General features: G+C 69.7%; 28 protein-coding genes. 23 read left to right on the forward strand and 5 right to left on the reverse strand.

Translation table 11 applies throughout. From position 1 onward, the window contains the following. On the reverse strand, nt 1–1,469 hold a 1,469-nt coding region (locus DLJ47_RS23040), incomplete at its 3' end, for a hypothetical protein (protein WP_146228170.1). Nucleotides 1,470–2,026: 557 nt separating this feature from the next. Here DLJ47_RS23040 and amcA point away from each other — a divergent pair. The 10 genes from amcA to DLJ47_RS23085 are packed head-to-tail and all read left to right on the forward strand — an operon-like array spanning nt 2,027 to nt 10,522. Further along, the gene (gene amcA / locus DLJ47_RS37910) at nt 2,027–2,209 is read left to right on the forward strand and encodes a multiple cyclophane-containing RiPP AmcA (protein ID WP_446723591.1); all 183 of its coding nucleotides are present in this window, start codon (nt 2,027–2,029) and stop codon (nt 2,207–2,209) included. Then, nucleotides 2,206–3,177 (forward strand): NAD-dependent epimerase/dehydratase family protein, encoded by a 972-nt coding sequence (locus tag DLJ47_RS23045; protein WP_233257965.1) that lies wholly within the window; start codon nt 2,206–2,208, stop codon nt 3,175–3,177. Before amcA ends, DLJ47_RS23045 begins: the two co-directional genes overlap by 4 nt. Before the next feature lie 18 nt (nt 3,178–3,195). Next, the gene (locus tag DLJ47_RS23050) at nt 3,196–4,173 is read left to right on the forward strand and encodes a thymidylate synthase (protein WP_109902648.1); all 978 of its coding nucleotides are present in this window, start codon (nt 3,196–3,198) and stop codon (nt 4,171–4,173) included. Beyond that, nucleotides 4,170–5,900, forward strand: a complete 1,731-nt coding sequence (locus DLJ47_RS23055) for a carbamoyltransferase family protein (protein ID WP_109902650.1) — start codon at nt 4,170–4,172, stop codon at nt 5,898–5,900. The genes DLJ47_RS23050 and DLJ47_RS23055 overlap by 4 nt, the downstream gene beginning before the upstream one ends. Further along, nucleotides 5,897–6,931 (forward strand): hypothetical protein, encoded by a 1,035-nt coding sequence (locus DLJ47_RS23060; protein ID WP_199235976.1) that lies wholly within the window; start codon nt 5,897–5,899, stop codon nt 6,929–6,931. Before DLJ47_RS23055 ends, DLJ47_RS23060 begins: the two co-directional genes overlap by 4 nt. A gap of 51 nt (nt 6,932–6,982) precedes the next feature. Then, entirely contained in the window at nt 6,983–7,504 is a 522-nt protein-coding gene (locus DLJ47_RS23065; protein ID WP_109902654.1) for a topology modulation protein, read from the forward strand. Between the two features lie 24 nt (nt 7,505–7,528). After that, the gene (locus tag DLJ47_RS23070; protein WP_109902656.1) at nt 7,529–8,347 is read left to right on the forward strand and encodes a class I SAM-dependent methyltransferase; all 819 of its coding nucleotides are present in this window, start codon (nt 7,529–7,531) and stop codon (nt 8,345–8,347) included. After that, complete coding sequence (locus DLJ47_RS23075) at nt 8,344–9,108, forward strand: phosphotransferase (RefSeq protein ID WP_109902658.1); 765 nt, start codon at nt 8,344–8,346, stop codon at nt 9,106–9,108. Before DLJ47_RS23070 ends, DLJ47_RS23075 begins: the two co-directional genes overlap by 4 nt. Then, a complete protein-coding gene (locus DLJ47_RS23080) occupies nt 9,108–9,758 on the forward strand; it encodes a histidine phosphatase family protein (protein WP_109902660.1) in 651 nt (216 codons plus the stop codon). The genes DLJ47_RS23075 and DLJ47_RS23080 overlap by 1 nt, the downstream gene beginning before the upstream one ends. Beyond that, entirely contained in the window at nt 9,755–10,522 is a 768-nt protein-coding gene (locus DLJ47_RS23085) for a phosphotransferase enzyme family protein (RefSeq protein WP_233257966.1), read from the forward strand. The genes DLJ47_RS23080 and DLJ47_RS23085 overlap by 4 nt, the downstream gene beginning before the upstream one ends. 134 nt (nt 10,523–10,656) lie before the next feature. Here DLJ47_RS23085 and DLJ47_RS23090 read toward each other — a convergent pair whose 3' ends face one another. The 4 genes from DLJ47_RS23090 to DLJ47_RS23105 form a co-directional block, all read right to left on the reverse strand. After that, on the reverse strand, nt 10,657–11,199 hold the full coding sequence (locus DLJ47_RS23090; protein WP_233257967.1) for a phosphatase PAP2 family protein: 543 nt from the start codon (nt 11,197–11,199) through the stop codon (nt 10,657–10,659). Nucleotides 11,200–11,291: 92 nt separating this feature from the next. Continuing rightward, on the reverse strand, nt 11,292–11,822 hold the full coding sequence (locus DLJ47_RS23095; RefSeq protein ID WP_109902664.1) for a hypothetical protein: 531 nt from the start codon (nt 11,820–11,822) through the stop codon (nt 11,292–11,294). Nucleotides 11,823–11,890: 68 nt separating this feature from the next. Continuing rightward, entirely contained in the window at nt 11,891–13,045 is a 1,155-nt protein-coding gene (locus tag DLJ47_RS23100) for an MAB_1171c family putative transporter (protein ID WP_109902666.1), read from the reverse strand. Between the two features lie 112 nt (nt 13,046–13,157). Then, entirely contained in the window at nt 13,158–13,607 is a 450-nt protein-coding gene (locus DLJ47_RS23105; protein WP_158289874.1) for a helix-turn-helix domain-containing protein, read from the reverse strand. A 705-nt stretch (nt 13,608–14,312) separates the two neighbouring features. Between DLJ47_RS23105 and DLJ47_RS23110 the strand changes: the two genes are divergently transcribed. The 13 genes from DLJ47_RS23110 to DLJ47_RS23170 all read left to right on the forward strand — a co-directional run bounded on the left by DLJ47_RS23110 (nt 14,313) and on the right by DLJ47_RS23170 (nt 24,722). Continuing rightward, nucleotides 14,313–14,603, forward strand: coding sequence for a hypothetical protein (locus tag DLJ47_RS23110; protein ID WP_146228171.1), 291 nt, complete (start codon nt 14,313–14,315; stop codon nt 14,601–14,603). Between the two features lie 14 nt (nt 14,604–14,617). Further along, the gene (locus DLJ47_RS35445) at nt 14,618–15,523 is read left to right on the forward strand and encodes a hypothetical protein (protein WP_146228172.1); all 906 of its coding nucleotides are present in this window, start codon (nt 14,618–14,620) and stop codon (nt 15,521–15,523) included. A 76-nt stretch (nt 15,524–15,599) separates the two neighbouring features. After that, nucleotides 15,600–16,193 carry an SAF domain-containing protein gene (locus DLJ47_RS23120; protein ID WP_158289875.1) on the forward strand — a complete coding sequence of 198 codons (594 nt, stop codon included), beginning with the start codon at nt 15,600–15,602 and terminating at the stop codon, nt 16,191–16,193. A gap of 67 nt (nt 16,194–16,260) precedes the next feature. Continuing rightward, complete coding sequence (locus DLJ47_RS23125; RefSeq protein WP_158289876.1) at nt 16,261–17,025, forward strand: hypothetical protein; 765 nt, start codon at nt 16,261–16,263, stop codon at nt 17,023–17,025. Beyond that, nucleotides 17,022–18,314, forward strand: a complete 1,293-nt coding sequence (locus tag DLJ47_RS23130) for a CpaF family protein (protein WP_109902676.1) — start codon at nt 17,022–17,024, stop codon at nt 18,312–18,314. The genes DLJ47_RS23125 and DLJ47_RS23130 overlap by 4 nt, the downstream gene beginning before the upstream one ends. 3 nt (nt 18,315–18,317) lie before the next feature. Beyond that, the gene (locus tag DLJ47_RS23135) at nt 18,318–19,175 is read left to right on the forward strand and encodes a type II secretion system F family protein (protein WP_109902678.1); all 858 of its coding nucleotides are present in this window, start codon (nt 18,318–18,320) and stop codon (nt 19,173–19,175) included. Beyond that, a complete protein-coding gene (locus tag DLJ47_RS23140) occupies nt 19,172–20,056 on the forward strand; it encodes a type II secretion system F family protein (protein WP_109902680.1) in 885 nt (294 codons plus the stop codon). The genes DLJ47_RS23135 and DLJ47_RS23140 overlap by 4 nt, the downstream gene beginning before the upstream one ends. Before the next feature lie 14 nt (nt 20,057–20,070). Beyond that, on the forward strand, nt 20,071–20,274 hold the full coding sequence (locus tag DLJ47_RS23145; protein ID WP_109902682.1) for a hypothetical protein: 204 nt from the start codon (nt 20,071–20,073) through the stop codon (nt 20,272–20,274). After that, nucleotides 20,274–20,663: a TadE family protein gene (locus DLJ47_RS23150; RefSeq protein WP_109902684.1), complete on the forward strand. Its 390-nt coding sequence runs from the start codon at nt 20,274–20,276 to the stop codon at nt 20,661–20,663. Before DLJ47_RS23145 ends, DLJ47_RS23150 begins: the two co-directional genes overlap by 1 nt. A 108-nt stretch (nt 20,664–20,771) precedes the next feature. Further along, nucleotides 20,772–21,170 (forward strand): hypothetical protein, encoded by a 399-nt coding sequence (locus tag DLJ47_RS23155; protein ID WP_146228174.1) that lies wholly within the window; start codon nt 20,772–20,774, stop codon nt 21,168–21,170. Further along, entirely contained in the window at nt 21,167–22,954 is a 1,788-nt protein-coding gene (locus tag DLJ47_RS23160; protein WP_109902688.1) for a hypothetical protein, read from the forward strand. Before DLJ47_RS23155 ends, DLJ47_RS23160 begins: the two co-directional genes overlap by 4 nt. Then, nucleotides 22,951–23,382 (forward strand): pilus assembly protein TadG-related protein, encoded by a 432-nt coding sequence (locus tag DLJ47_RS23165; protein ID WP_109902690.1) that lies wholly within the window; start codon nt 22,951–22,953, stop codon nt 23,380–23,382. Before DLJ47_RS23160 ends, DLJ47_RS23165 begins: the two co-directional genes overlap by 4 nt. A gap of 14 nt (nt 23,383–23,396) precedes the next feature. Further along, complete coding sequence (locus DLJ47_RS23170) at nt 23,397–24,722, forward strand: LysM peptidoglycan-binding domain-containing protein (RefSeq protein WP_109902692.1); 1,326 nt, start codon at nt 23,397–23,399, stop codon at nt 24,720–24,722. Nucleotides 24,723–24,837 lie beyond the last annotated feature (115 nt).

Genomic DNA, 24,837 nt, shown 5'->3' on the forward strand with positions numbered 1-24,837 from the left:
GCCGGCTCCGCGTCAAACCCCGAGCCGTCAAACGACCGCTGTCCCGATACGCCTACAAAAGCCTGCGCGTCGACCGACGCACCTACCAAGCAACCATCACCATCAACCTCTTGACCACACCGATCAGCCCATAACTTCACGGCGTTGGGCTTTAGCCGCCGCCGCGCCCCGTTGATGGCCTCTACCCCACGCCTCGTGGTAAGGACGCGCACTAGCGGCACGGTCTTTTCGAGCACGGCGCAGGCTTCCTCCACATCGACCTTCGAGCCGTCGTGCTTTTCCTGGTCGCCGGGTGGCAGATACGAGCTGGCCAGTGCCGCGGACACCAGCACCTGGCGTCGCTCCATACCTTCCGATGTCGCCAACACCGTTGGTGCGAAGCGCTGGACGTCAGCGGCCCGGCGTAGGTCCGCGGCCGCGTACGCGAACTCGGCGTGAAGCTGTTCAAGCGTGAAGAATCCGATCCAGAACGGCTCATCCTCAGGCCGTACCTTGGCGAGGGCTTGTTCCGCTCGGGTCATGGCATCGCCGCACCGCCGCCCGTCGCCGGCAAGCGCGTGGGCGCGAGCTTCGAGAGCGCAGCACCGCGCCAGGGTGGAGTAGGAGCCTGAGGCTCGCGCGCTCCGCTGACCAGCGCGGGCCAGGGAGCAGGCCTCGCGGCCGATGCGGAGGTAGTGGGCTTGCATGGCCATGTCGGAGAGAATGTGAGCACCGAGGGCATGGTCGCCGGCAGCCTGAGCCAACCGCAGTGCCTGGATGTAGTACCGCTGCGCAAAGCCCTGTTGTCCACCGCCGGAGTCGAAGGCCATGAATCCCCCGAGATCGCACAACCTCGCTACGGCTGCCATCAGCAGCCGGCCGATGCGGTCGGGATAGGTGCCGTCGAGCAGCGGCAACACGATCTCGTTGACGTAGTGCACCAACGTCGATCGGGCGTAGCCACCGCCGAGCCGATGATCAGTATCGGCGAAGGTTTGCGACATCGACCAGATGACCTCGACCTCGGCCTGACCGACGCGGCGCCCGCCGGCATGGCTGGTGTCCTCGTCAAGCCAGTCGAGCAGCCACTCGCGGGTGGGCGTGGCGAATGCGCTGGCAGTCCACGCCGAGCCCAGCAGCAGCGACCGCCGCTCCATGTCCGCCCTCCACAGCGTCGCGACCGTGTCCACGGTAGCCCGCGCGGTAGAGCCCCACGCCAATCCAAGATCGACGGCAACGTCCTCTGGCAGCCCAAGCTCCCGCAGCCCGATGCGGCGGTGTAGCCCATCGGTGAACAGCTCCGCGAGGATACGCGGCACCGGTTCCGTAGGCATCATCCCGCTCAGCCAGTTGGCGACGGAAGTCGCCGTGTAGGAGCGCGGAATCCCGAGCGCCGCACACCGCGCGTTGACCCGCTTCGCGAGGCCGGCGTTGCTCCAGGTCGTCTCGGCCAGCAGCGCACCGAGTGCGTGGTTCGGCTGCCGCTTCATAGACGAGACCCCCTGGCACATATCCCGTGCCGCAGCGTAACAGGGGTCACACGCCGGGTCGACGTACGTGAGAACGTGTGACGCCCATGGGACCTGCCGCTTCGCTACCTGGCTCGCAAAGCTGAAGTCACGGCGCGGGCCGGATGCCAGCGCACCCGAAGGCCATTCGTGGGTGCAAGAGATCTTCGGGTACGCCCACTCCCCTAGCCCGGCGCCGGGCCAGCCAAGAGCGAAGCCAAGGAGGCATGTCCGGATGACCGTGAGCAGCACATCGCGGGGTTCATCGTGGACACGTTGATCGAGCGTGACCCTGCGCAACCTTCGGTGCACCAGATCGGCGCGGCCGGCTCCGAGTTCGTGAGGGTGAATCCTCGCCCGCGTACCGCCATCGGGGCTGCGTGGGCGGGTGACCGGCGGGGCGCTCCCGGCCGCCGCCTCGCGGTGGTGGACCCGCAGGCCCGCCGGCGGGTCCACCACGTCGCCGTGCGATTCGGTCCTGGCGGAAGCGAGCCTGGCTGGTCCGCGCCCGGCCCAGCCGTATCGAGGGCGGGCCGGTCGTGACGCTCTACGCCTCTCGCAACGCCGCCGACGCGCGTGGCAGCGGGGCCAAGCTGCCAGCCCCTGCCCGTCGGGTGAGGGCTGTCGGTCGCGCCGGGATCCCACGGAACGATCCGCCGTTGCTCACGCACGTGTGGCGGCAGATCTTCTCCGAAGCGACAACTGAAGGGGGACGGCGATGATGTCCCGAATTCTGGTTACCGGCGCGGCCGGGTTCATCGGGTCGCATCTGGTTGACGCGCTCCTGTCGCGTGGCGTGCAGGTGGTGGCGGTGGACCGGCGTCGGCTCGGCGGGGATGCCTTCGCGGATGAGAACCTTGCCGCCGCGGTCGGTAGTCCGTTGTGTTCACCGCTGTGCTTAGACCTGGCGACCGATCAGCTCGAGGGTGTGCCGGACGGCTGCGATACCGTCTTTCACCTCGCCGCGCGACCCGGGGTCCGATCCTCGTGGGGCGCGGAGTTCCTCGACTATGCCCAGGCCAACGTGGTGGGCACACATCGGCTGTTGGACGCCTGCGTCCGCAGCGGAGTGCGGCGGCTGGTCGTCGCCTCGTCATCCAGTGTCTACGGCCCGGCCGACCGGCCCAGCCGCGAGGACGACCCGACCTGCCCGGTCTCGCCCTACGGGGTGAGCAAGCTCGCCGCCGAGCAGCTGTGCCTCGCCTACGCCCGCCGCGCGGACAGCCAGTTGAGCGTGGTGGCGCTGCGCTACTTCACCGTGTACGGGCCTCGGCAGCGACCCGACATGGCAATCGGGCGGCTGCTGTTCGCCGCGTACACCGGTTTCCCGGTCACCCTGTTCGGCGACGGCAGCCAGCGACGCGAGTTCACGTATGTCAGCGACGTCGTCTCCGCGACCATCGCCGCCGCCACCCTCGACACCCAGGCCGAGGTCATCAACGTCGGCGGCGGCGCGAGCGTCTCCATGCTCGGCGCGATCGACACGGCAACGCAGGTCACCGGCCGGCAGGTCCCGGTCAAGGTCGTGGCCGCCCAACCCGGCGACGTTCCCGCGACAGCCGCCGACCTGACCCGCGCTGGCCGCCTGCTCGGCTACTGGCCCACCGTCGGCCTGCACGAGGGCATCGCCCGCCAGGCCGCCTGGTTGGTCAACCTCTCCCGCGACCGGCTGACCACCTTCACCTCCTGACCCTCAATGGAGCCTTTCATGATTGTGTTGACCGCCGAATCGGCGAGCGAGCTGTTCACCGCCGCCTGCCAGGCCGTACTGCTCAACGGCCGCGTCGTCTGCCCGCGCGAGATGACGACCACCGAGGTCGTCGGCGCGCACCTGTGCCTGACCAACCCACGTCGGCGGCTCGTCCACGTGCCACCCGCCCGGGTGATCAATCCGGCGTTCGCCGTCGCGGAGGCGCTGTGGATCCTGTCCGGATCCGAGGAGCCGTGGATCTTCGACTTCAACGACAACCTGCGCCGCTACGCCGACGAGGGTGTGCTACGCGGGGCATACGGGCCACGACTTCGCCGCTGGGGCGGCGAGCTCAATGCGGTGGTCGATCAGCTCGACGCGGTACGCCGTCAGCTGGCTGCGGACCGGGATTCACGGCGGGCGGTGATCCAGATCTACGACCCGGCCCGCGACCATCGCGGGTACCGGGATGTGCCGTGCACCCTTGGCTACCGGTTCTTCATCCGACAGGGCCGGCTGGTGATGCACACCAGCATGCGCAGTCAGGACCTGTGGCTCGGCTTCCCGTACGACATCTTCACCACCACTCTGATACAGGAATTGCTGGCCGGCTGGCTCGGCGTTGACGTGGGCGACTACCACCACCACGTCGACTCCCTGCACCTGTACGCCGAGCACGCCGAGGCCGCTGCCGACGTCCTGCGCTGCCCGCCGGCCACGACCGAGATGCCCCTGGTACGGGTGGCCTGGCCGGACCTCGACCCCCTCCTTCGCCGGACGATCTCCGGCGACATCACTTCGGCGGACGGCGCGGTGTGGGAGGAGTTTGGCCGGGTGCTGGCCAGCTACCGGTCCTGGAAGGCCGGCGAGCGCGACCAGGCGCGCAAGCTCGCCACCGACACTCCCGGCCCGCTGGGCGCCGCCCTGTCCGCCTGGTACGACCACCTCACGCCCACGACTGCCGCAGCCAATGCGCTGGCCGGAGAGCGGCGATGACCGCGACAGCCGGGCGGCGCGATGCCGAGGTCGTCCTCGGGTTGTGCGCCTACACCCACGACTCGGCAGCCGCGCTCCTGGTCAACGGGCACCTGATCGGCTTCGCCGAGGAGGAACGCCTGGACGGGGTCAAGCACAGCAAGGCGTACCCGGCCAACGGCGTCGCCTGGCTGCTCAGCAAGGCCGGGCTGACCGCGAAGGACGTGACCACGGTGGCGTACAACTTCGACGGCCACCGCTACCTGGCTGCGCTCGGTCAGCTCCCCGCACACCTGGCCCGGTCTCCCGCCCGCGGTCGGGCGGTGGCACGGGCACGCACCTTCCTCACCGTTCACCGCCGGTACCAGGCGCGGATGCGGGACCTGTCCCAACGATTCCCCTGCGCCCGACTCCAACCGGTGCTGCACCACCGCGCGCATGCCCTGTACGCCTTCCTGTCCGCAGGCGTGGACGACGCGGCGGTCCTGATCGCCGACAGTCTCGGCGAGCTGCAGACCACCACCACCTGGCACGCCCGGCAGGACAACTCACGCCTTGCCCTTGACCTGGTGCACGCGATCAACGACCCGGCGTCCCTCGGCTACGCCTACGGCGCCGTCACCGAACACCTCGGCTGGCGCCGCGGCGACGAGGAAGGCACCGTGATGGCGCTCGCCGCCCTCGGCGATCCCGCCCGCTTCCGCGACGTCATGTCCCGCGCGATCCGGACCACCACCGCCGGGTTCACCCTCGACCCGGCGCTACTCGCACTGCGGGTCCTGTCCACCCGGTACGGCCGAGTTACGCCAGCGTTCGCCGGCGCGACCTGCCCACCCCGCGCGCCGACCGCACCCGTCGAACCGGTGCACGCCGATCTGGCCGCCGCCCTGCAGGAACGCGCCGAGCAGGTGATGCTGCACCTCGCCACCCGCGCCCGGCGCTTGACCGGCTCCGGACTGCTCTGCCTCGGCGGCGGCGTCGCGATGAACTGCGTCGCCGCCGGCCTGATTGCCCAGGCCGGCATCGTTCACGAGGTCCACGTACCGCCCGCACCCGGCGATTCGGGCACCGCCATCGGCGCCGCAGCCACCACCTGGCTCGACGCAACCGGCCGTCCACCCGCCGGCATTGACCACCGCTGCTACCTCGGCCCCGCCTTTTCCGACCTGGCCATGCCGGCCGCGCCACGACCCGGCCTACGGGCGAGTCGTCCCACTGATCCTGTCGGCCACCTCGCCCGGCAGTTGGCCGCCGGAGCGATCGTCGGCCTGCTCACCGGCGCACTGGAGGCCGGACCGCGAGCACTCGGCAACCGGTCGATCCTCGCCTCGCCCCTGGAAGGCGGCGTGGTCGACCGGCTCAACGCCACAGTCAAGTTCCGCGAGCCGTTCCGGCCGTTCGCCCCGGTCGTGCTCGCCGACAAGGCCGCCGACTACGTCCGGCTAGGCCAGCCCTCGCCGTACATGTCACTCGCCGCCCCCGTCACCGACCTGGCCCGGGACCACCTACCGGCGATCGTGCACATCAACGGCACCACCCGAGTGCAGACCGTCACCCGCGAGCAGCATCCGTTCCTCGCCGACGTCCTCACTGCCTTCGGCGAGATCACCGGGCACCCCGTCCTGATCAACACCTCGCTGAACGTCAAGGGCAAACCGATCTGCGGCACACCCGACATGGCCCTCGATTGCCTCGTCGAATCCGGCCTCGACGCCCTGCTCATCGAAGGCTGGTGGGTGACCAAGTGAGGATCGGCTACAGCTTCTGGGGATTCCTCGGCCCCGGCATCACCGACACCCCCGACGGCGGCCGCAGCCACCGCCGCCCCCTCATCGACGGCCTCCGCGCCGCCGGTCACGACATTGTGTTCCTGCAACCCAACCGCGACCTGCATGAAGCCCGACTCGACCTCACCGGCCACTACCGGTGGGACACCGGCCTACCCGACATCGACGCGCTGTTCCTCGAATGGCGCTGGCCCATCCCCGGCCGCAACACCACAGGCTGCGGCCGGCCCGGCCACACCTGCGACCTGCACCGCCAAGCCGACCTGCTCGCCCACTACACCCACCACCTCGGCACCCCGACGATCCTCTGGGACAAGGACCGGCAGCTCCCCGCCACCGACCCACTCCGCCAGGCACGCAACGTCACCATCTGCGAACCCGCCCTCTACCCGGCTCCCGGTGCGGTCCCGCTGCTCTTCCCAGTCGCCGACGAGGCGATCGACACCGCCGACCCAGCCTCGCTCGCCGCTCGGCACCGGCGCAGGCCGCTGGTCTACGTCGGCAACCAGTACGACCGCGACGACGCCTTCGACACCTTCTTCGCACCCGCCGCCGCGCAGCTGCCACACCTGATCGCCGGCAAGTGGTCCGACACCCGCCGATGGCCCGGCCTGCGGTTCATCGGCCGGGTGCGATTCCCGCAGGTCGCCGCGATCTACGCCGACGCCCTCGCCACCGTGCTGCTACTGCCAGCCCGCTACGCCGCCGCCGGGCAGATGACCCAACGGATCTTCGAGGCCGTCCTCGCCGGCTGCGTACCGCTCCTGCCGTCTCACATCCGTGGCGCCGCTGCTCTCGCTCCGTCTCGCCTGCGGGTCGCCAACGCCACCGAAGTACGACACCGGATCGGCTGGCTGATCGAGGTCGCCGGCACCGGCGAGCACGCCGGACTGATCGCCGAATGCCTGCGGCACCTCGAACCGTTCCGCCTCTCCACCCAACTCGACGTCCTCGACCGCCTCCTTCATCATCCAGCAGGTGTCAGGCCATGACCCACCGTGTCGCATCCGCCAATCCCAGACCCACGCCTACCCTGGAGAGCCATGGACAGGATCGCCATCATCGGCTGCGGCGGCAGCGGCAAATCCACCGTCGCCCGGCAGCTAGCCCGGATCCTCGACGCCCCACTGACCCACCTCGACGCGATCTACTACGACGAGCAGTGGAAGCCGCTGCCCCAGGACGAGTTCGCCGCCCAGCAGGAGAAACTCGTCGCCGGCGAGCGGTGGATCATCGAGGGCAACTACGCCAGCACCCTGCCCATCCGTCTCGCGGCCACGGACACCGTGATCTTCCTCGACCTGCCTGCCGCGACCTGCCTCTGGGGCATCGCCCAGCGGCGGTGGCGATATCGAGGCGGGCAACACCAGCAGGACGGCGTCTACGACCGGATCACCTGGAACTTCGTCCGCTACATCCTCGGCTACCGGCGCACCATGCGCCCGAGGGTGCAGGCGTTGCTCCGCGAGCATGGCCCGCACGTCCGGCTGATCTCGCTCACCAGCCGCCGGCAGGCCAACCAGCTCATCGACCGCGTACGGCGAGAGAGCCAGCCCATCACCTGACCAGCGCAGGACGGGAGGTCGCTCATGTCGGCCAACCCGTTCCTTGACCCCGGCCGGGTCCGCGGCGACCTCTACCGGAGCGCCGACCGACTGGCCCACCGCACTCGTGCGCTACACGAAGCCAAGATCAGCGGGTGCGACGTCGCCGACACCATCGCCGACCTGCTCGCCGCACGCCTACCCGCCGGCGCGACAGTGCTCGACGTGGGCTGCGGACGCGGCAGCACCACCCTGCACCTGGCCGCCCGACTTCGCCCTCGCCAACTGATCGCGGTGGACGCCTCCCGTTCGCTGCTCGGCACCGTGCTCACTCGCCTCGGCCGTGCAGGCGACAATGCATCGGCGGTGTGCGCGGACTTCCATCGCCTACCCTTGCCGATCGGAGCGGCGGACGCGGCCATCGCGGCGTTCTGCCTCTACCACTCGGCCCAACCCGCCGTCGCGGTGGCGGAGATCGCCCGCTGCCTCCGCCCCGGCGCCACCGCCGTCCTGGTCACCAAGTCGCTGGACAGCTACCGCGAGCTTGACCAGCTCGTCCAGGCCACCGGACTCGACCCGTACGCCACCGAACGACCGAGCCTCTATCAGAGCTTCCACAGCGGCAACCTGTACGACATCGCGGCCGACGGTGGCCTGACCGTGCTCGACGTCATCCACGACGAGCACAGCTTCCGCTTCGCCGACGCCTTGCACCTCGCCCGGTACCTGGCCACCACGCCGAAGTACCAGATCCACCTCAGCGGCGGGATCGCCGGCGTCGCGGAGGCCCTCCGGCAACGGCTGCCCGCCCCGCCGTACACAACCCGATCCACCGTCAGCTACGCCGTCGCGGTGCGGCCATGACCAGTGTTCTTTTCGTCAAGCGGTACGACGGCCCGGAGCGGTGCGCCGCAGCGGCCGCTCATCACGCCTGGCTCACCGGCCTCGGCTCCGGCGTACGCATCCCGCACCTGCGCGGGCGGGACGCTCGGCACCTGACCTTCGAGCGGTTGGCGGGAGTGACACCCGGGGTCGTCGACCTGCCCCGAGTGGCCGCCACACTCGGCCGCCTTCACGCCGCCGCGTACCGGCGCGAGCTGCACGCCGCCCGCCTCGACCGGTCGCACACCACGTCGGCCGGGCTGGTGATCCCCGACTTCGCCACCCCACGCCGAAGGGCCCTGCACCGCGCTGCCGCGGTCACGGGCGTTGATCCGGCGGCGATCGATGCCGTAGTGGACCGGCCCCACCTGCCCGCCGCGTTCTACAAGGACCCGAACGTCCGGAACTACCTGGTAGACGGCGAGAACATCGCGGTCGTCGACTTCGACGACCTGACCCTCGCCCCTTTCGGCTACGACCTCGCCGGTCTGCTCGTCACCACCTCGATGATGTACGGACGGATCGACGAGCACATCATCGCGCGCTGCCTCGACGCCTACCGCACCGAGATCGCGCCCAACCACTGCCACGCCGATGACCTGCTCCGGTACGCCGAACTGCACCACCTGCTGACGCTTCGCTACCTCGGCCGCAACGGCTACCGGCAACCCTGGCCCACGGTCCGCCCCTGGCCCGATCCGTTCGCGCCGGACCGATCGGACCCCTCGAAGGAGCCCCTCTGATGGCCCCAACCACCGAACTCGTCATCGCCCGACACGGCGAAGCCGCCTGCAACGTCGCCGGAATCGTCGGCGGCAACCGCAGCTGCACGGGCCTGACCGACCTTGGCTGGAGCCAGGTCGAACGCCTGGCGGCCCGCCTTGCCGACGAACACAAAGAACGGCCCTACACTGCCTTCTACGCCACGCCACGTCGCCGGGTAATCCAGACCGCCGACATCATCGCCCAGGCCCTGTGCGTGCCTATCACCATCGACCCGGAACTTCGCGGACCTGACCACGGAGATGCCGACGGCCGCCCCTGGGCAGACGTCAAGACCGCATTCCGAGGTCCGCCCCAGCACGCTCCCGACCGCCCATACGCCGATGGCTCCGAAACCTGGAACGAATACCTCCGTCGCGCGACCTCGGCGCTCCAGACGATCCTCGCCCGGCACCACGGCGAACGGATCCTGATCGCCGCCCACGGCGAAACCGTCGAAGCGACCCACACCCTGCTCCTCGGACTCCAGCCGAACGCCTGCCTGCGGCTCGGCTTCGTCACCACCCACGCCTCGCTCTCCCGATGGCAGCGGCCAACAAACCGCTTCGGCCGCACCATCTGGCAGCTCGTCACCCACAACGACACCCAGCACCTCGGACCCCAGTTGTGACTGACCCCGACCTTCTTCAGCTCTGCCAGCGCCTCCTCGACGTCAACGCGGCACCCGTGGCCTGGCACCCCGGCCACGCCGGCACCCGCCTCCTGCGCGCCTCAACCGCCAAGCACGGAGAGGTCATCGTCAAGGTGCACCGCAGCCCGGAACGCCACACGCAGGAGGTTCACGCATACCGAACCTGGATCCCCGCCCTGGGCGACAGGGCGCCCCGGCTGCTCGCTGCAACCCCTGACCCACCGGCAATCGTCATCACCGCCGTACCAGGCGTTCCGCTCAACCAGCGTCAGCTTGACCCCGAAGCCGAGCAGGACGCGTACCGACAAGCGGGGCAGCTCCTCAAGACGCTTCACGCAGCCGGCCCGGCTCGGCTAAAGCCGGACTGGGCCGCCTGGCTCGCCGAACGCGCCGAATACTGGATACGTCAGGCCGGAGACTGCATCACACCCAGCTACCGGGACGAGGTACGCGCCCACATGCGAGCCCTCCAAGACCTCGCACCACTACCGGCCGTGCCCTGCCACCTCGACTTCATGCCCCGCAACCTCATCCACGCCGACGACGGCACCGTACGCCTGATCGACTTCGAGCACAGCCGCTACGACCTCGCCGCCCGCGACCTCGTCCGCCTGACCACCCGCATCTGGCCAACGCGCCCAGACCTACGCAAAATGCTCCTCAACAGCTACGGCCCGCTCACGGTCGCAGACCTCGAAGTCATCGAACACTGCCGCTACCTCGCTGCCCTGACAGAGCTATGAGACGATGCCGATCCGCACGTTGGGCCGGGCCGTCGTGAATATCTTGATTCGCCGAACGAGCGGCTCAGGGCAGCAGGAAGAGCCCGACGCCTCCATGCTGTCCACGGCCACCGCCCAGGCTCATCCCGTGCCGCTCAGCGAACGAGGGGGAAGACCACGCCGGCCGCCGCCGCGCCGAGCACGGCGCCGACAACCGTCTGGGCCACCGTGTGCTCTCGCAGCCGGACCCGAGACCAGGCGATTAGGCCGACGACCAGCCAGGCCAGGTAGAGCCACGGCCCGAACACGAGAACGAGCGTCGTAGCCGTGCCCGACGCGACCGCAGTGTGGAAGCTGACCTTGCCCCACCATTTGGTCACGACGAGGGTGAGCGCCAGGCCAGCGAGCATCGCGACGACCAGCGCGACAAGGTCGCGCGGCGCCCGAAAAAGGACCATGAGCGCGAGGCCCACGGCGACCGAAGCCGCCGCGAACAGGATCACAGCAGGCCGGCGTTCCCGGACCGACACATGGTGATCCCTGTAGTGCCCTCTACGAACGCCGCGAACGATGTAGCTGATTGGGATGCCGCTGGCGAACAGGGCCGCGACAATCCCCCAACCCATTGATCGGCTGTGCCAAGCCACCGCGAGGGAGATGCTGGCGACGAGCACTGCAGGGGTCAGCGCCTCGGTCACGACGCGGGCCAGCCGCCCGGATGGGGACAAAGGAGCGGGATCGATGGCACCCGGGGCTGTCGTAGATGACGGGCGAGCTGTCGGGTGGGCCACTAGTTGCCTCCGTCCATAACCACAGCCAGGCCCTCGATGATCTGCCGCGTGCCGTCGTCGGAGGGAGTGCACCAGGGCTGGCCCCGGTTGATGCGGGATCCGATCTCTGAGGCGAGCAGCTCGGCCTCCCGTTCCTCGGCGCTGTCGTAGAGCGTGCGCTCGAGCATTCGCCGCACTGTGGACGGATCCAACAGGCCGTACTGCGTGACCTTCTCGGCCGCGGGGACGCCGCCGTGATCGCAGATGATGTGGCTCAGCTCATGCAGGACGATGTGCTCGCGCAGCGGGGCCGGCGCGGTGCTGTCGACACACACGTAGTCCGCGCTGGCGGTCGCGAGCCAGGCTCCGCACGAGGCGGCTCGTGGCGGTAGGTCGACCGGGATGATCCGGATCGGGCGGCCCCGCGCCGTGCTGAGCAGGGAGCAAAAGTTGTCGATCGTGAAGGGCGAAGGTAAGGCGATGCCCAGCGCCCGCAGTTTGGCGCGCGCCGCCCGCCTGGTCGTGACCGGCGTGCTGCTCATGTCCGTCATCCACCTCCTTCCGTCGTCGTGCAGTTATCCCGATAGCTAACCGCCGGGTGGTCGGCGCCGGTAGGGGGTCAGCGTCCTCCTCGGTCGAGATTCGCGTACGCCCGCGCAACCTGAAGTTGCCATCGGAGCCGGTCAGCGTAACTCGACGTTGTTTCCCGTGCGCGTTCGTCGGCCGACGCGCGCGGCACTGACGTGTCCACCTGTGGACGTCCGACCCTGACGGCTTGCCGGATCAGTTCCGCCTCGGCGACCGGGTCTCCGTCCCGGGCGGGCTGATGCGATGGCTGCGGATCGGGCTGGTCAACGTGGGGCGCATTCCGGCCGTGGAGCCGCAAGCCATCCTCGATCTCGATGATCCGTCGGTTCAACCAGAACCGAACGTCGACCACGAAAAGCGGCGGTCGGTTGAGCACGATCTCCGGCGCGGCTGTGGCAAGCGTGCGCCAAAGCGGGTAGAGCTGGCGGTAGTCGCGCAAATTGGCCCACCAGGCGTACGGAGTCGGTAGGCCAACCCGGGGTCCCAATGCGGGCACGGTGGAGCCGAGCAGGCAGAAGACGATAGCGGCGAACATGCACAAGCGCCCTGCGGTTCGGATGTCAGCGGGGACAGACATCCCAGAATTGCGCGCAACCAGATACGCGGTCCAGTAGCACCAGTAGGCAACTCCGAACGAGCCGCCAACGGCGATGAGCTGCAGTCCCAGACGCAGGTGCTCGCCGGGGCTGCGGGCGGCGTAGCGCGCGACCAGCCGCACCATGTCGCCGAGCAGGTAGTTGGCCGCGACAAGGAAGGTCACCCAGTACGGGACGATGTACGGCGCCTCGGCGTACAGGGTTGTGAACGTCTGCGGGGCCTCCTGGTCGACCGGCGCCAAGCCGAAGAAGATCGCCATCGCCGCCATGCAGACGAGTACCAGCGCACCGTGTGCCCATGTTCGTCGGCGGGCCGCCGATCTCGGGTAGATAAGGAAGATCAGGATCGAGTGCGCCTGCCATGCTGAGATCAGAATCAGGCTGTGTCCGACAAGCTCGGCGAGGTTGGGCACTCCGACGGCGTGGTCGAAGGCCCGGTACACCGCCGGGTAGAAGACAGTCGCCGCGATCGCCAGAGCCACGATCGCCAACCACAGCGCTATCCGCTGTGGACTTCGCGCTCCTCTGGGCAGGCGCCACGTCCGGTAGATCACCGCTGCCCACAGCAGGGCGAGCGCAGCGATGCCCACCGGCCCTGTCATCGCTCAACCGCTACACGACCGTCGAATGATGGCGGACCGACCTGAGCGAGCCCGAGAAGGGTTCCCGTGCTCACTCCCCCGCTGTCGCCCAACATGTCGACTATTCCCTGCTTCGCCGCTCGCCGTCCTGCGTCATCTCGATCTCGCGGATCACCTCGACGATCCGCGCCAACTCAGACAGGCTCCGTTCGGCCTCGGGCAGCAGCGTGCGCCGCAGCGCCACCGTCTTGACCTGCAGCTCCTTCAGCGCGGTAAGCATGCGGAGTTCGCGATCAACATCAGCGGCGGTCTCCTCGTTGGTGAAGTACTCCACGGGTACGCCGAAGAAGCGCGCCAGCGCGCGCAGGTGCTTGATCGTCGGATTGTCCTTGTCGCCCGCACGCAATTGGCCGATGTAACTGTGCGAGATCGGCTCACCGGCAGCCGTTACCGCCTCGGCGACCTCGCGGTGGCTGTGCTCCCGCCCGTCCGGCCGGCGCACCGACAGGAAGAGGTTGTCCAGCCGCTGGGCCAGGGTTTGACCGGCAGCACCGTCTACGTGGGTCGACACAGGCACGCTCCTTCGAGCAACACGCCCAAATCTACAGGGTGGATCAGCCCGTTCACAACAGTTGACACACTCGCAGTCGATCTGCGTACGATGCAGGTCGATGTTTACTGAGGTTTCCACGAGATTAGCCGTTGGTGTTGCTGGTGTCCGGAGCCCCGGCTCCGCGCTCTAGGCAGTCATCTGACCTGGGATGGGCGGCGGCGGTCGCAGCGGGAAGCGCGCGGCTGCGAGCAGAAGGTGACGGCTGTAGATACGAGAGGTGACAGTCTGAGCTGCTGACACAGTGGCACGGGTCGATTGACCAGCGAACAGGAGGACTCCATGGCGCCACGCAAGCACCGGGCATGTCTCATCGCGCCCGTCATCGCGACGTTGGCAAGGGCCTGCGCCAGGTCGTCCCCGCATACCGGACTTCGCACGAGCTTCCGAGGGAGGCTGGACGCGGCGAGGCGGCTGGCGCTGCTGGTCGGCGCCACGGCGGTGGCCCTTGCCGCGTGTGGGCCAGGAAGCGCTGAGCCGGTGCCGAGCTCGGCGCCGGCCGCGCCCGCCACCAGCTCGGCACCCACGCCACCATCCCCGAGCTCGGATGCACAGGCGACCACCGCTCTGGACGCATACCGCGGCATGTGGAGGGCGTACGTCGATGCCAGCCGCATTCCAGACCCGCAATACGCCGACCTTGCGCGATACACCCAAGGAGACGCGTTGAAGGTGTTCGTCGACGGGTTGACCTCGATGCAACGCGACGGCCTTGTGGGCCAGGGCGACGTCACGCTGCACCCGAAGGTGACCACGGTGCGGCCGAACGCTTCACCGCCGACGGTCGACATCAAAGACTGCGTCGACACGTCCAAGACACGCTTGGTCACGAAAGACGGCTCCCCCTACAAGGACACTCCCGGCGGCCGACAGTCGGCGAAGGCCAGCGTGTCCCGCCTCGACGAAGGGAACTGGAAAGTGACCTCCTTCGCCCTCCAATCGGCCGGAACGTGCTGAGTTGAGGTTCAAGCATGCTGCCAGAGACACGAAGGCTTCTCGCGGTCGGAGGTGCTGCTGTCGCCCTCCTCCTCACCAATGCGGTGGCCGCTCAGGCCGGTCTGGGCGATCCGGTGAACTGCACAGCGAATCCCACCAACCCGGCTTGCGTGATCCAGATCGGGACGCCGGGAGGGTCGGAAGGAGGCGGTGGCAGCGGGTCCTCGGGCTGCCGTAATGGGGCCGGCGAGACAATCCCCTGCTACATCGAGGGCAAGGGCTGGCTGGGTGAGAGCTACTGCTATTGGCAGAAGGCTATCGGCGACGACCTGAAGTTCGCCGAGGCGTTGGGTGGCAAGGTCGATCCACCCGGGTACTGGTACGTCGGTTCCTGCGGTGATCCGATCACCAACTTCTGGCCGCCGGGGCTGATCCTTTACCGGGTCTACGACTCAAACCCGGGTTTACAGCTGCTTGTCCAGGAGGCGATCCGTCACCTGAAATTGCCGGCGCCGCGGATCCGGTTGAATCCGGCGCCGCCGGCCCCCCAGGTCGTATACGTGCCGACTTGGCTGTGGATCGACGGATCGGTGTGGTCGCCTCGGTCCGCAACGGCTCGCCTGGCCGGTCTGTCAGTGACGGCGGTGGGCACGCCGACGACGGTGACCTGGTCCACCGGCGACGGCGGCACCAAGGAATGCAGCCAGGGAACTGCATGGAAGGCGGGCACGGACCCGAGGAAGGCGTCGCCGGATTGCGGCCACACCTACACCTCTCCGTCGCGGGGCAGTAGCGGCGGCACGTACCCGGTGACCGCGAAGATCACGTGGCGGATCACCTGGTCCGGCGGAGGCACGTCGGGCAGCGAACCCGATCTCAGCTCGACCGCGAGCGTCTCGGTCCAGGTGGTCGAGGCCTCGGCCGTCAATACGAAGTCATGAGGAGCACGCGGCGATGAGCACAGCGACGTCCGCCAGGCCAACGGCCCGCAGGACACCACCCGAGGCCCGCACCATCGTGGACGCGCCCGGTACGCGCCGCCGGCGCTCGGTTCCCCGCCTGCTGGGCGGCGCGCTGCTGGTGGTGCTGGGCGCCGTGGCATTCGGGGTGGTCGGGCTGCGCGTCGATCCGGGCATCGACGTCCTCGCCATGGCACGTCCGGTCACGGCGGGGACGCAACTCAGCGACGCGGACCTCCGGGTGGTGCACATCGTTCCCGATCGGGCGCTGCACGTGGTGCGCGCGAGCGAGCGGAGCGCGGTAGTGGGGCGAACCGCAGCTGTCCCACTCGCCGCCGGCGCGCTGTTGACCTCCGATCAGCTCGGCGCGGTGACCGACCCACCGCCTGGCCAGTCGCTCATCGCCGTCGGGGTCAAGACGGGGCGGGCGCCGTCAGGGCTGACACCTGGTGCGTCGGTTCTCGTCGTCATCGTGCCCCAGGGCGCCGCGGTTGACTCGCCGCCGCAAGCGCCCGCGGTCGTCAGGGCCGTCGACCTGACCGACAGCTCCGGAATCACCGTGGTGTCGCTGCAGATGTCGGCCGAGTCGGCGGTGCGGATCGCCTCCGCGACCGGAGACGTCGCGCTGATCCTGCAGAGCCCAGGACGGTGAGCGGGCGATGCTGCTCTGTTTCGGTTCTGCGAAAGGGTCACCCGGCGCGACCACGTTGGCGGTGGCAATGGCGGCCCGCTGGCCACACCCGGGACCCCCGCCGGTGGTGGTGGAGGTAGACGCGGCCGGTGGTGATCTGGGCAGCCGCTGGGACACCTACGACGAGCCCGGGCTGGCGAGCCTGGCATTGGGCGTTCGTGGCGGCCCGATCGGTGACGGCGCCGAGTTCGTGCAGCACCTGCGGGTCGGCGCCGATGTGATCGTGGCACCACCGGGCGATGCCGCGGCGGCGACGGTGGAGGAGCTGCGGATCAAGGGACCAAGCGTTCTGCGCGAGCTCGCTGCGGTCCGGCCGGTGCTCGCCGATCTTGGCCGCCTCGACCCGCAGTCGCCGGTGCTGACCTACCTCGATAAGGCCGACGAACTGCTGCTGGTCGCGCGGCCCGTGTCGGCGGAGCTGCGGCATCTACGGATGCGGGTGCCGACCATGCGGCGGCGATGCCCCGTCGTGCGCCTGGTGCTTGTCGGCGACGGACCACACCAGCCCGAAGAGATCGCCGACTACCTGCAGATCGAGATCGCGGCCACGGTCCCGCACGACCCAGTGGCGGCCGACATCCTCGCCGGACGCAAGCGGCCCCGCCGGTGGCGACAGCCCGGAGCACGACGGGAAGCGGGCTGGACCCGCCGTCCGCTGCTCGCCGCGGCCCGCAGCTTCGCGCTCACCTACCGTCCGCCCGCCGACCCCGCGTCGGATGCTACTGAGGCCTTCGACACCGGGCGGAACACGGCCGCAGAACCCGCGCGGGAGAGGCTGGAGGCCACGCCATGACAACGAGCCCGATGCCGGCGCAGGTCACCGCGCTGCGGGACGAACTGCACGCCGAGGTGTCCGATCGGCTGGCAGCCGCGGTGCGCCACGGCGAGGTCGACGACCGGGCGGCGTTCGTCGAGGACATGGTGACCGACGTCGTGCGCGAATACACCGTGAGCGCGCTGCGGCGCGGCCAGCAGGCCGTCCCGGACGAGGTTCGCGAGCAGCTGCGCCGGTCGCTGCTGGACGCCTTCACCGGTTTGGGCGACCTGCAGCCGCTCATCGACGACCCGAACATCGAGAACATCGACGTCAACGGGGCCGAGAACGTGTTCATCACCTACGCCGGCGGCAAGCGAGTCAGGGTCGGCCCCGTCGCGTCGTCGGATGAGGAGCTGGCCGACACGCTGCGCAAGGTCGCCGCGTCACTGGGGGTCCAAGAACGGCGATTCGATCCGGGGCTGCCCCGGCTGAACCTTCGCCTGCCAGGCGGGGCGCGGCTGTTCGCGGTGATGTCGGTGACCGAGCGGGTGTGCGTGTCGATCCGCCGGCACCGGTTCATGCAGCTGACCCTGGCCGAGCTGGCCCGTCTGGGCACCATGACGCCGGCGATGGCGCAGCTGTTCGAGGCGATGGTGGCCGCCCGGCTCAACATCGTCGTGTCGGGCGGTATGGACACCGGCAAGACCACGATGGTGCGGGCGTTGTGCTCGGCGATCGGACCGCACGAGCGGATCATCACCGTCGAAGACCCGTACGAGCTGAGCCTGGACACCGACCCCGCCCATCCGGACGTGGTGCCGATGCAGCCCCGCGATCCGAACATCGAGGGCTCGGGCGGCATCGAAATGGTGCAACTGGTCCGCTGGGCGACCCGGATGAATCCCAGCCGGGTGATTGTCGGCGAGGTCCGCGGACCGGAGGTGATCCCGCTGCTCAACGCGCTGAACCAGGGCACCGACGGGTCGATGACCACCATTCACGCGTCCAGCACTCGGGAGGCGTTCAAGAAGATCGCCGGATACGCCCGCCAGTCCAAGGAACAGCTGCCGTTCGACGTCACCTACCAGCTCATCGGCGGCGGCGTGCACGTCGTGGTGCAGCTGGGCAAGACCGCCGACGGCGCCCGGGTGGTCACCGGTGTCCGGGAGGTCGTCGACGCCGATGCGACCCAGGTCCGCTCGAACGAGGTCTACAAGCCCGGCCCGGACCGCCGCGCGATACCGGCCAGCCGGTTCAGTGACATCACCATCGACAAGCTGCTCGACGTCGGATTCGACGCCACGCTGCTGGGCGGAGGGCGTTAAGGCATGACCGGCGTCAACGTCCTGTGTGGGCTCGCGGTGGGCTTCGGGGTGTGGCTGGTGGCCACCGGGATCCGCCGTACCGAACACCCGGACCGGTCCGGCACCTCGGCGCGGCTGCGGAACCTCGTCACCGGCCGCAACGGCTACCGGATGGCCGCGGCGGTCGCGGTCAGCGCGCTGGTCGCCGGGTTCACCCGCTGGCCGGTGGCCGCGCTGCTGGCGGCCATGTTCACCTACGCAGCTCCATCGATGCTCGGCGGCGGCCGGGCCGAGGCAGCCTCACTGGCGAAGCTCGACGCGATCGCGTCGTGGACGGAGGCGCTACGCGGCAGCCTGCGCTCTTACGCCGGAATCGAGCAGGCGATCCGGGACACGGCCGACCTGGCCAAGCCCCCGATCTACGCTCAGTCGACCGGGCTGGCCGCCGCGCTCGATGCAGGCGTGCGGCTGCCGGTGGCGATGACCGGGTTCAAACGCGACGTCAACCACCACGCCGCCGACCTGGTCGCGACGGCACTGCGGAAGGCGTCCGGCAGCCACACCGGCAACCTCGCAGCCCAGCTCGGTTGGCTCGCCCACGCGGTACGCGAACGGGTCGCTGCGGTGCAGCGGGTCGAGACCGCCCGGACGGAGGCAAAGGCCAGCGCCCGACTGGTGATCATCATCGTGGTCATCGTCGGTGTCGGCCTGTACCTGTTCAACCGGCCGCTGCTGGAACCGTTCGACGGCCCCATCGGGCAGGTCGTCCTGCTCATCGTCGGCGCGATCTGGACGCTCGCGGCCGTGTGGCTGCAACGGCTGACCCGCATGCCCGAGGCCGTCCGGGTCCTGCGGGACGACCCGGAGGCGAGGACGCCATGAGCGACGTGCTGACCGTCATGGTCACCGCCGGTGGTTTGGTCGGCGCGGGCGTGGCCGTGTTCGCATCTGGGCTCAACCCGCCCCGCCCGGCGCTCGTCGATGCCCTGGACCGGCTGTCCCGGCCGCCGGTTGCCCCGCTCGGTCGACGCCGCCGACTCGACGTCGCGCTCGCCGCGCCGCTGCGCCAACTCGGCCTGCCCCGCGACCGCACACTGCGCGATCTCGCGATCCTCGACCGCGACCCCGCCGAATACCTGGCCCAGCAGATCGTCATCGCCCTCGCCGGCATGCTGGTCCTCGGCGCGCTGCCGGTGTTGTGGGGACTCGGCGGGCAACTGCCGCTGTGGCTGGCGTTGCTCGGTGCCGCGATCGCGGTGCGGCTGACCCACAGCCGGCTGCACGCGGCGGCCGACGTCCGCCGCGCCGAGATGCGCGAGACCCTGTCGACGCTGCTGGACCTCGTCGGCGGTGCCCTCTCCGGCGGGGCCGGCGCCGAGCAGGCCCTCGACGACACCATGGACGAGCTGTCCGGCTGGGCCGCCACCCGAATCCGCCGCGAACTGGCCGCCGCGGCGCAGACCCGCGGCCGGCAGCGCATCCATGCCTGGACCGCGTTACGGGACCTGGGCGCGCAGATCGGCGTCGATGAGCTCGCCGAGCTCGCCACCGCGATGGAACAGGCCGCGGCCGGGGCACCGGTCGCCGAAACCATGTCCGTCGTCGCCCAAACGATGCGGGCGCGGACGACCGCCGACATGGAACGCCGGGCCCACGCCAACAGCGCCCAGATGGCCATCCCGATCATGCTGTTCGGCCTCGGCTACCTGATCTTTCTTCTGTACGCGGCGATGGGCGCGATCAGCGCCAGCCTGACCCGGTAAAGGAGCCACCCCCGATGAACCACGCCATCATCCGGATGCTGGCCAGAGGCAGCGCAGCCTTGCACACCCGGCCCGAACGCGGCGCCCAGACCGTCGAGGTAATGCTCTGGATCGCGGCGGTCATCGTCATCGTCGGCGCGGTCGGTCTGATCCTGCGCGATGACCTCAAGACGTTCTTCAACAACCTCTCGTACACCATCGGCTTCACCGGCAGCTGATGAAACGGCCACGCTGGCAACGGCTCGACGGTGACCGCGGCGCTGTCACCGTCGAGGTCGCCGGCTACACCCTGCTGATGCTGCTGGCGATGATGATCGGCGTCCAAGCGGTCACGTGGGGCCTGGCGGCCCTCGGCGCCCGCTACACCGCCAACCACGCCGCGCAGCAGACCCGCGTACACGGCGGCACCGTCGCCGCCGGCGAGGCCGACGCCAACGCCATCCTGGCCTCGGCGGTCGGCAACGCTCTCAACGACCCCAGGGTCGACATCGACCGCAGCGCGACCGAGGTCGCCGTCACCGTGCGTGGCACGGCCACCTCGATCATTCCCGGATTCCGTCCCCCGGTCACCGTCACCGTCCACGCGCCCGTGGAAAGGCTCAACTAGATGTCCAACCGGCCGACCACCGTCCTGCGCCGCCGCAGCCTCGCGTCCACGGCGCGCGGCGACCGCGGCGCGTGGTCGGTGGAGGTGGCCGGCTTCTTCCTCCCGTGCATGCTGCTGGCGATCGTCGTTGTCGCGGCAGCCTTCCAGCTGGCAACCTCGCGCCTGGACCTGGAATCCGTCTCAGCCTCGGCGGCCCGCGCCGCGTCCCTGCAACGCAGCTCTACCGCGGCGACCGCAGCCGCCCGCCAGGCCGCCGAGAACGACCTGGCCGGACGGTCGATCACCTGCGCCAGGCTTGTCGTGGCGGTCGACACCAGCCGGTGGCAGCGCGGCGGCTCGGTCACCGTCACCGTCACCTGCACCGTCGACCTGTCGACGCTGGCCATGATGAACGCCATCCCCGGGCAGATGACCGCCTCATCGACCTCCACCGCCCCCATCGACACCTACCGGTCAGTTGCGCTGAGGGCCGTCAGCGACCGCCCGGCGGGCGGAGCGCCGGAATGATCGTCTCGCTGGACCCGGAACTGCTGGAACTGCTCACCCGGCTCGATGACCCGCAGGCCACCGCTGTCGCGGAGGAACTGGACGACAACCTCGCCGCGGCGGTGCGGCGCACCGCGCTCATGCGACGGCTCTTCTACGCCGCGGTCCTGATCGTCGCGCTGTATGGGACGGCCACCGGAGCGGTGGCCGCGTTCGACCTGCCGTGGTGGATCGCGATCGGCGGCATCTTCGCGTTGGAGCTCGGCGGCGTGACGTTCCTGTCCAACGCCGACGTGCGCCGCCGTCTCGGCGAGTACGCCGCCGCGTCGCGGCTGCTCGGAGGGATCATCGCCGCCGCTGCCGCCACGTTCAACGTCGTGACGCACGCCAACCGCCTGCTTGGCGGCTTCTACGCCCTGATGAGCGTGCTCGGGTTCGTCAGCTGGTGGGTCGACGTGGAGAACAAGCGCCGCGACCGGCTGCGCGCCCGAGGACTGCTGCCCGCACCAACACCGCGATACGAGCTGTGGGGCCACTGGATCCGCCACCCGATGATCACCGCCCAAGCCCGCGGCTTCGCCAAGGCGTACCCGCAGCTGGGCCTTTACGGCTCGCTGCAGGCCGCGCTCATCGTCCGCCGCCGGGAACGGCGCGACGCCGCCCTCGCCGATGTCCTGCGCGACCGTATCTGGGCAGCGGCCGGCAAGCAGATGGCCGACATCGCCGTGCTCACCTACGACATGGACGAGGTCGCCCGCAGGCTGCGGGCCAACGCCGACTACGACGGCCTGACCGCGCTGCTCGGTAGCGAACTGACCGCCGAGCACGTACTCCACGGCCGCGACGACGAGGCCGCAGTCGCGGCCCGCGCCTTCCTCGCCCGGCAGGCCCAGACTCGGCTGCCGCTCACCGGGACCGGCGCGGGCCCCGACGAGCCCGCACCGTCGGCCGACCACGCCGAGATCGCCGAAACCGACAACCCCTCGCCGCGCAGCGCGCCCGACCGCCACGGTATGGCTCCGGATGAAGCGTCGTGGCGGGCGCCCTTCACCGTCGAGGACCGGTTACCGGCGGAGGGCACAGCGGTCAACGGGCAAGCCGTACTCCCGCCGGCCGGCGCACGGTCAGGCGTGCTGCCGGCGCGGCCGTCAACGGCCGGAGGCATCACCGTCACGCTCGCGGAGACCGACGACAGCCGCGACCCCGACCAGGTGGACGCCCCGCCGCCTGGTCCGCCGGCCAGCACCACAACCCGGTCATCCGGAGGTTCCGGTCCGCCGTCGGGTGGCCCGGTCCGCATCACCGTGATCGGCGAGCCGGCGGTGCTGGACGCCGCCGGCCAGCCGATCCGTGGCCTGCGCGCGAAGAGCATGGAACTGCTGGTGTTCCTGGTCGTCCGCCGCAATGGTGCCCCGTTGGCCGAGATCCTCCACACGGTGTGGCCGGACGTCACCATGCAGAAGGCGAACCAGCGGCTGTCAACCTGCCTGAGCAACCTACGCGGCATCATCCGCGGCGCGCTGGAAGCCATCGACCCCGCCGACCGCGACGAGACTGCCGACGGCCCACGACCAGAGCCCATCGTCAACACCGGCGGTCATTACCACCTCGACCCCGCCATCGTCACCGTCGACTGGTGGCAGCGGCTCGACGAGCGGCGAGCCGGTGCACTGTCAGCCACCGATGCGGTCGTCAGCGCGGCACGTGCCCGCATCGCCGACGGCTACGACTATCCCTGGCTGGACATCGACCCAGACGGGCCACCCGCCGACCGGCACGACCCGCAGCCCTGGGAGGGCCGATGACCTCTCGTCGACTACGGACAGCGCTGCGACCTGCAGCGGGTAAAGACCGTGGCTCCGCCACAGCCTTCGGCCTTTTCCTCATCCTGGTCGTACTCGTCCTCGCCGGAGCCGTCCTCGAAGGCGGCAACGCCATGAGCGCACGGGGCCACGCCACCGACATCGCCCAGCAGGCCGCCCGCGCCGGCGCCAACCAGCTCAACCTCGGCGCGCTGCGCCAGAACGGCGTGGTCCAGATCGACCCCGCCGCCGCACAGGCCGCAGCCACCGCCTTCCTCAACCGAATGGGCGAGCAGGGCACCGTCACCGCAACCGCAGAGGAGGTCCGCGTCACCGTCACCGTCACCCGACCCGGGATCCTCGTGCCGATCCTCGGCCTCGACGCACTCACCGTCCGCGCCACCGCCACCGCCGCACCCATCACCGGATAGCCCAGGAGCGCGCCATGTGGACAGCAGCCGCCCGCGCCGGTCAGCGGCTCATCAACGCCGTCGGCCTGCTCGCTCTGCTGTTCGGCGTCCCCCTCGCGCAGCTGCGCTACATCGGCTCGCCCCTGCCCGACCATATGCCCGCCCTGGCCGAGGTCCGCACGGCGTTGACCAGCCGGGAGTGGCTCACCGACGCCACCTACCTCAACGGGCTCTCCGTCCTGCTGTGGCTGCTGTGGCTGTTGTTCGCGATGTCCGTCGTCATCGAAATCTGGGCCGCTGCCCGTGGCGTACGGGCACCCCGCTACCGGCTCCTCGCACCCACCCAGGGCCTGGCCGCCGCACTCATCGCTGGGATCACCGCAAGCATCGTCGTCGCCGCACCCGCAGCATCACTGACCGCCTCGCTCACCAGCCCGCCCGCCCACGCCTCACCGGCCGCGGCGCTCGTCATACACGCCGACACCCTGCAGCGCACCACTGCGCCGACGACCTACGTTGCGGGTTCGGTCGGCGTGTCGGCCACGCCCGCGTTCAGACCGGTCGGCACGGTGACTTTGCTGATCGCCGGCAAACCAGTCGAGCACACGGTGACCCGCGGCGAGTCGCTGTGGCGCATCGCCGACAAGTACCTCGGCGACGGCAACCGATGGACCGAGATCTGGCAACTAAACAAGGGCCGGTACTGGCCCCACATCTCCGGCCGCACCACCTTCAACGACCCCGACCTGATCTTCCCCGGGTGGGTGCTGACCATGCCGTCCACCAGCACACCGGCTGCGACCGCACCACCGGACAACCCCGCCACCCAGAACCCGCCCACCACATCCACCGCGCCACCGACGACAAATCCGACGACCGGACCGACAACGACCGCACCCACTCCACCAGCGGCGGTGCCGGGTGCGTCGGCCACCGCCGGGCCCGAGAGTTCGGTGAGCTCACCTGCACGCGGCGACGGTGGGGTCTTCGTACCGCCCTCGGCGACGGTGACCGCCTCGCCGTCAGCCGCCGCACCTGGGCCGGTGGTCCCGACGACCGCACCGGGCCCGTCCACCGTCCGCACCAGCGACGCGACACCCCGGCCGGGCATCGGCGACGACAGATCCTCGAACTCGTCGCCGGAATGGGTCATCATCGCCGGCGGCGCGATGGGCACCGGACTCGCCGCCGGACTGATCTACGCCGTGGCGATGGTGTGGAAGCGACGCCGTCACCGGTACCGACCCACACCCATCACCAGTCCCGACCTGCGCGATGCGGACCTGACGCCACCCCTCGCGGCGCTGACCCGGCTACGGCAAGGCGTGCGCCGCGCCGCACCGCACCTCCTAGACGAGTAGTTCCGATGTCAGGGGTCGATGTCTGGGTATGAAGAGAGGGCATCCAGGATCATGTTGTGACGCAAGACCTGGACACCCTCTTGACCGCACTGTACGTGAAGATCGACGACACCAT

Origin of the sequence: Micromonospora sp. S4605, assembly GCF_003176715.1 — a bacterium.
Classification (GTDB): Bacteria; Actinomycetota; Actinomycetes; order Mycobacteriales; family Micromonosporaceae; genus Micromonospora; species Micromonospora echinaurantiaca.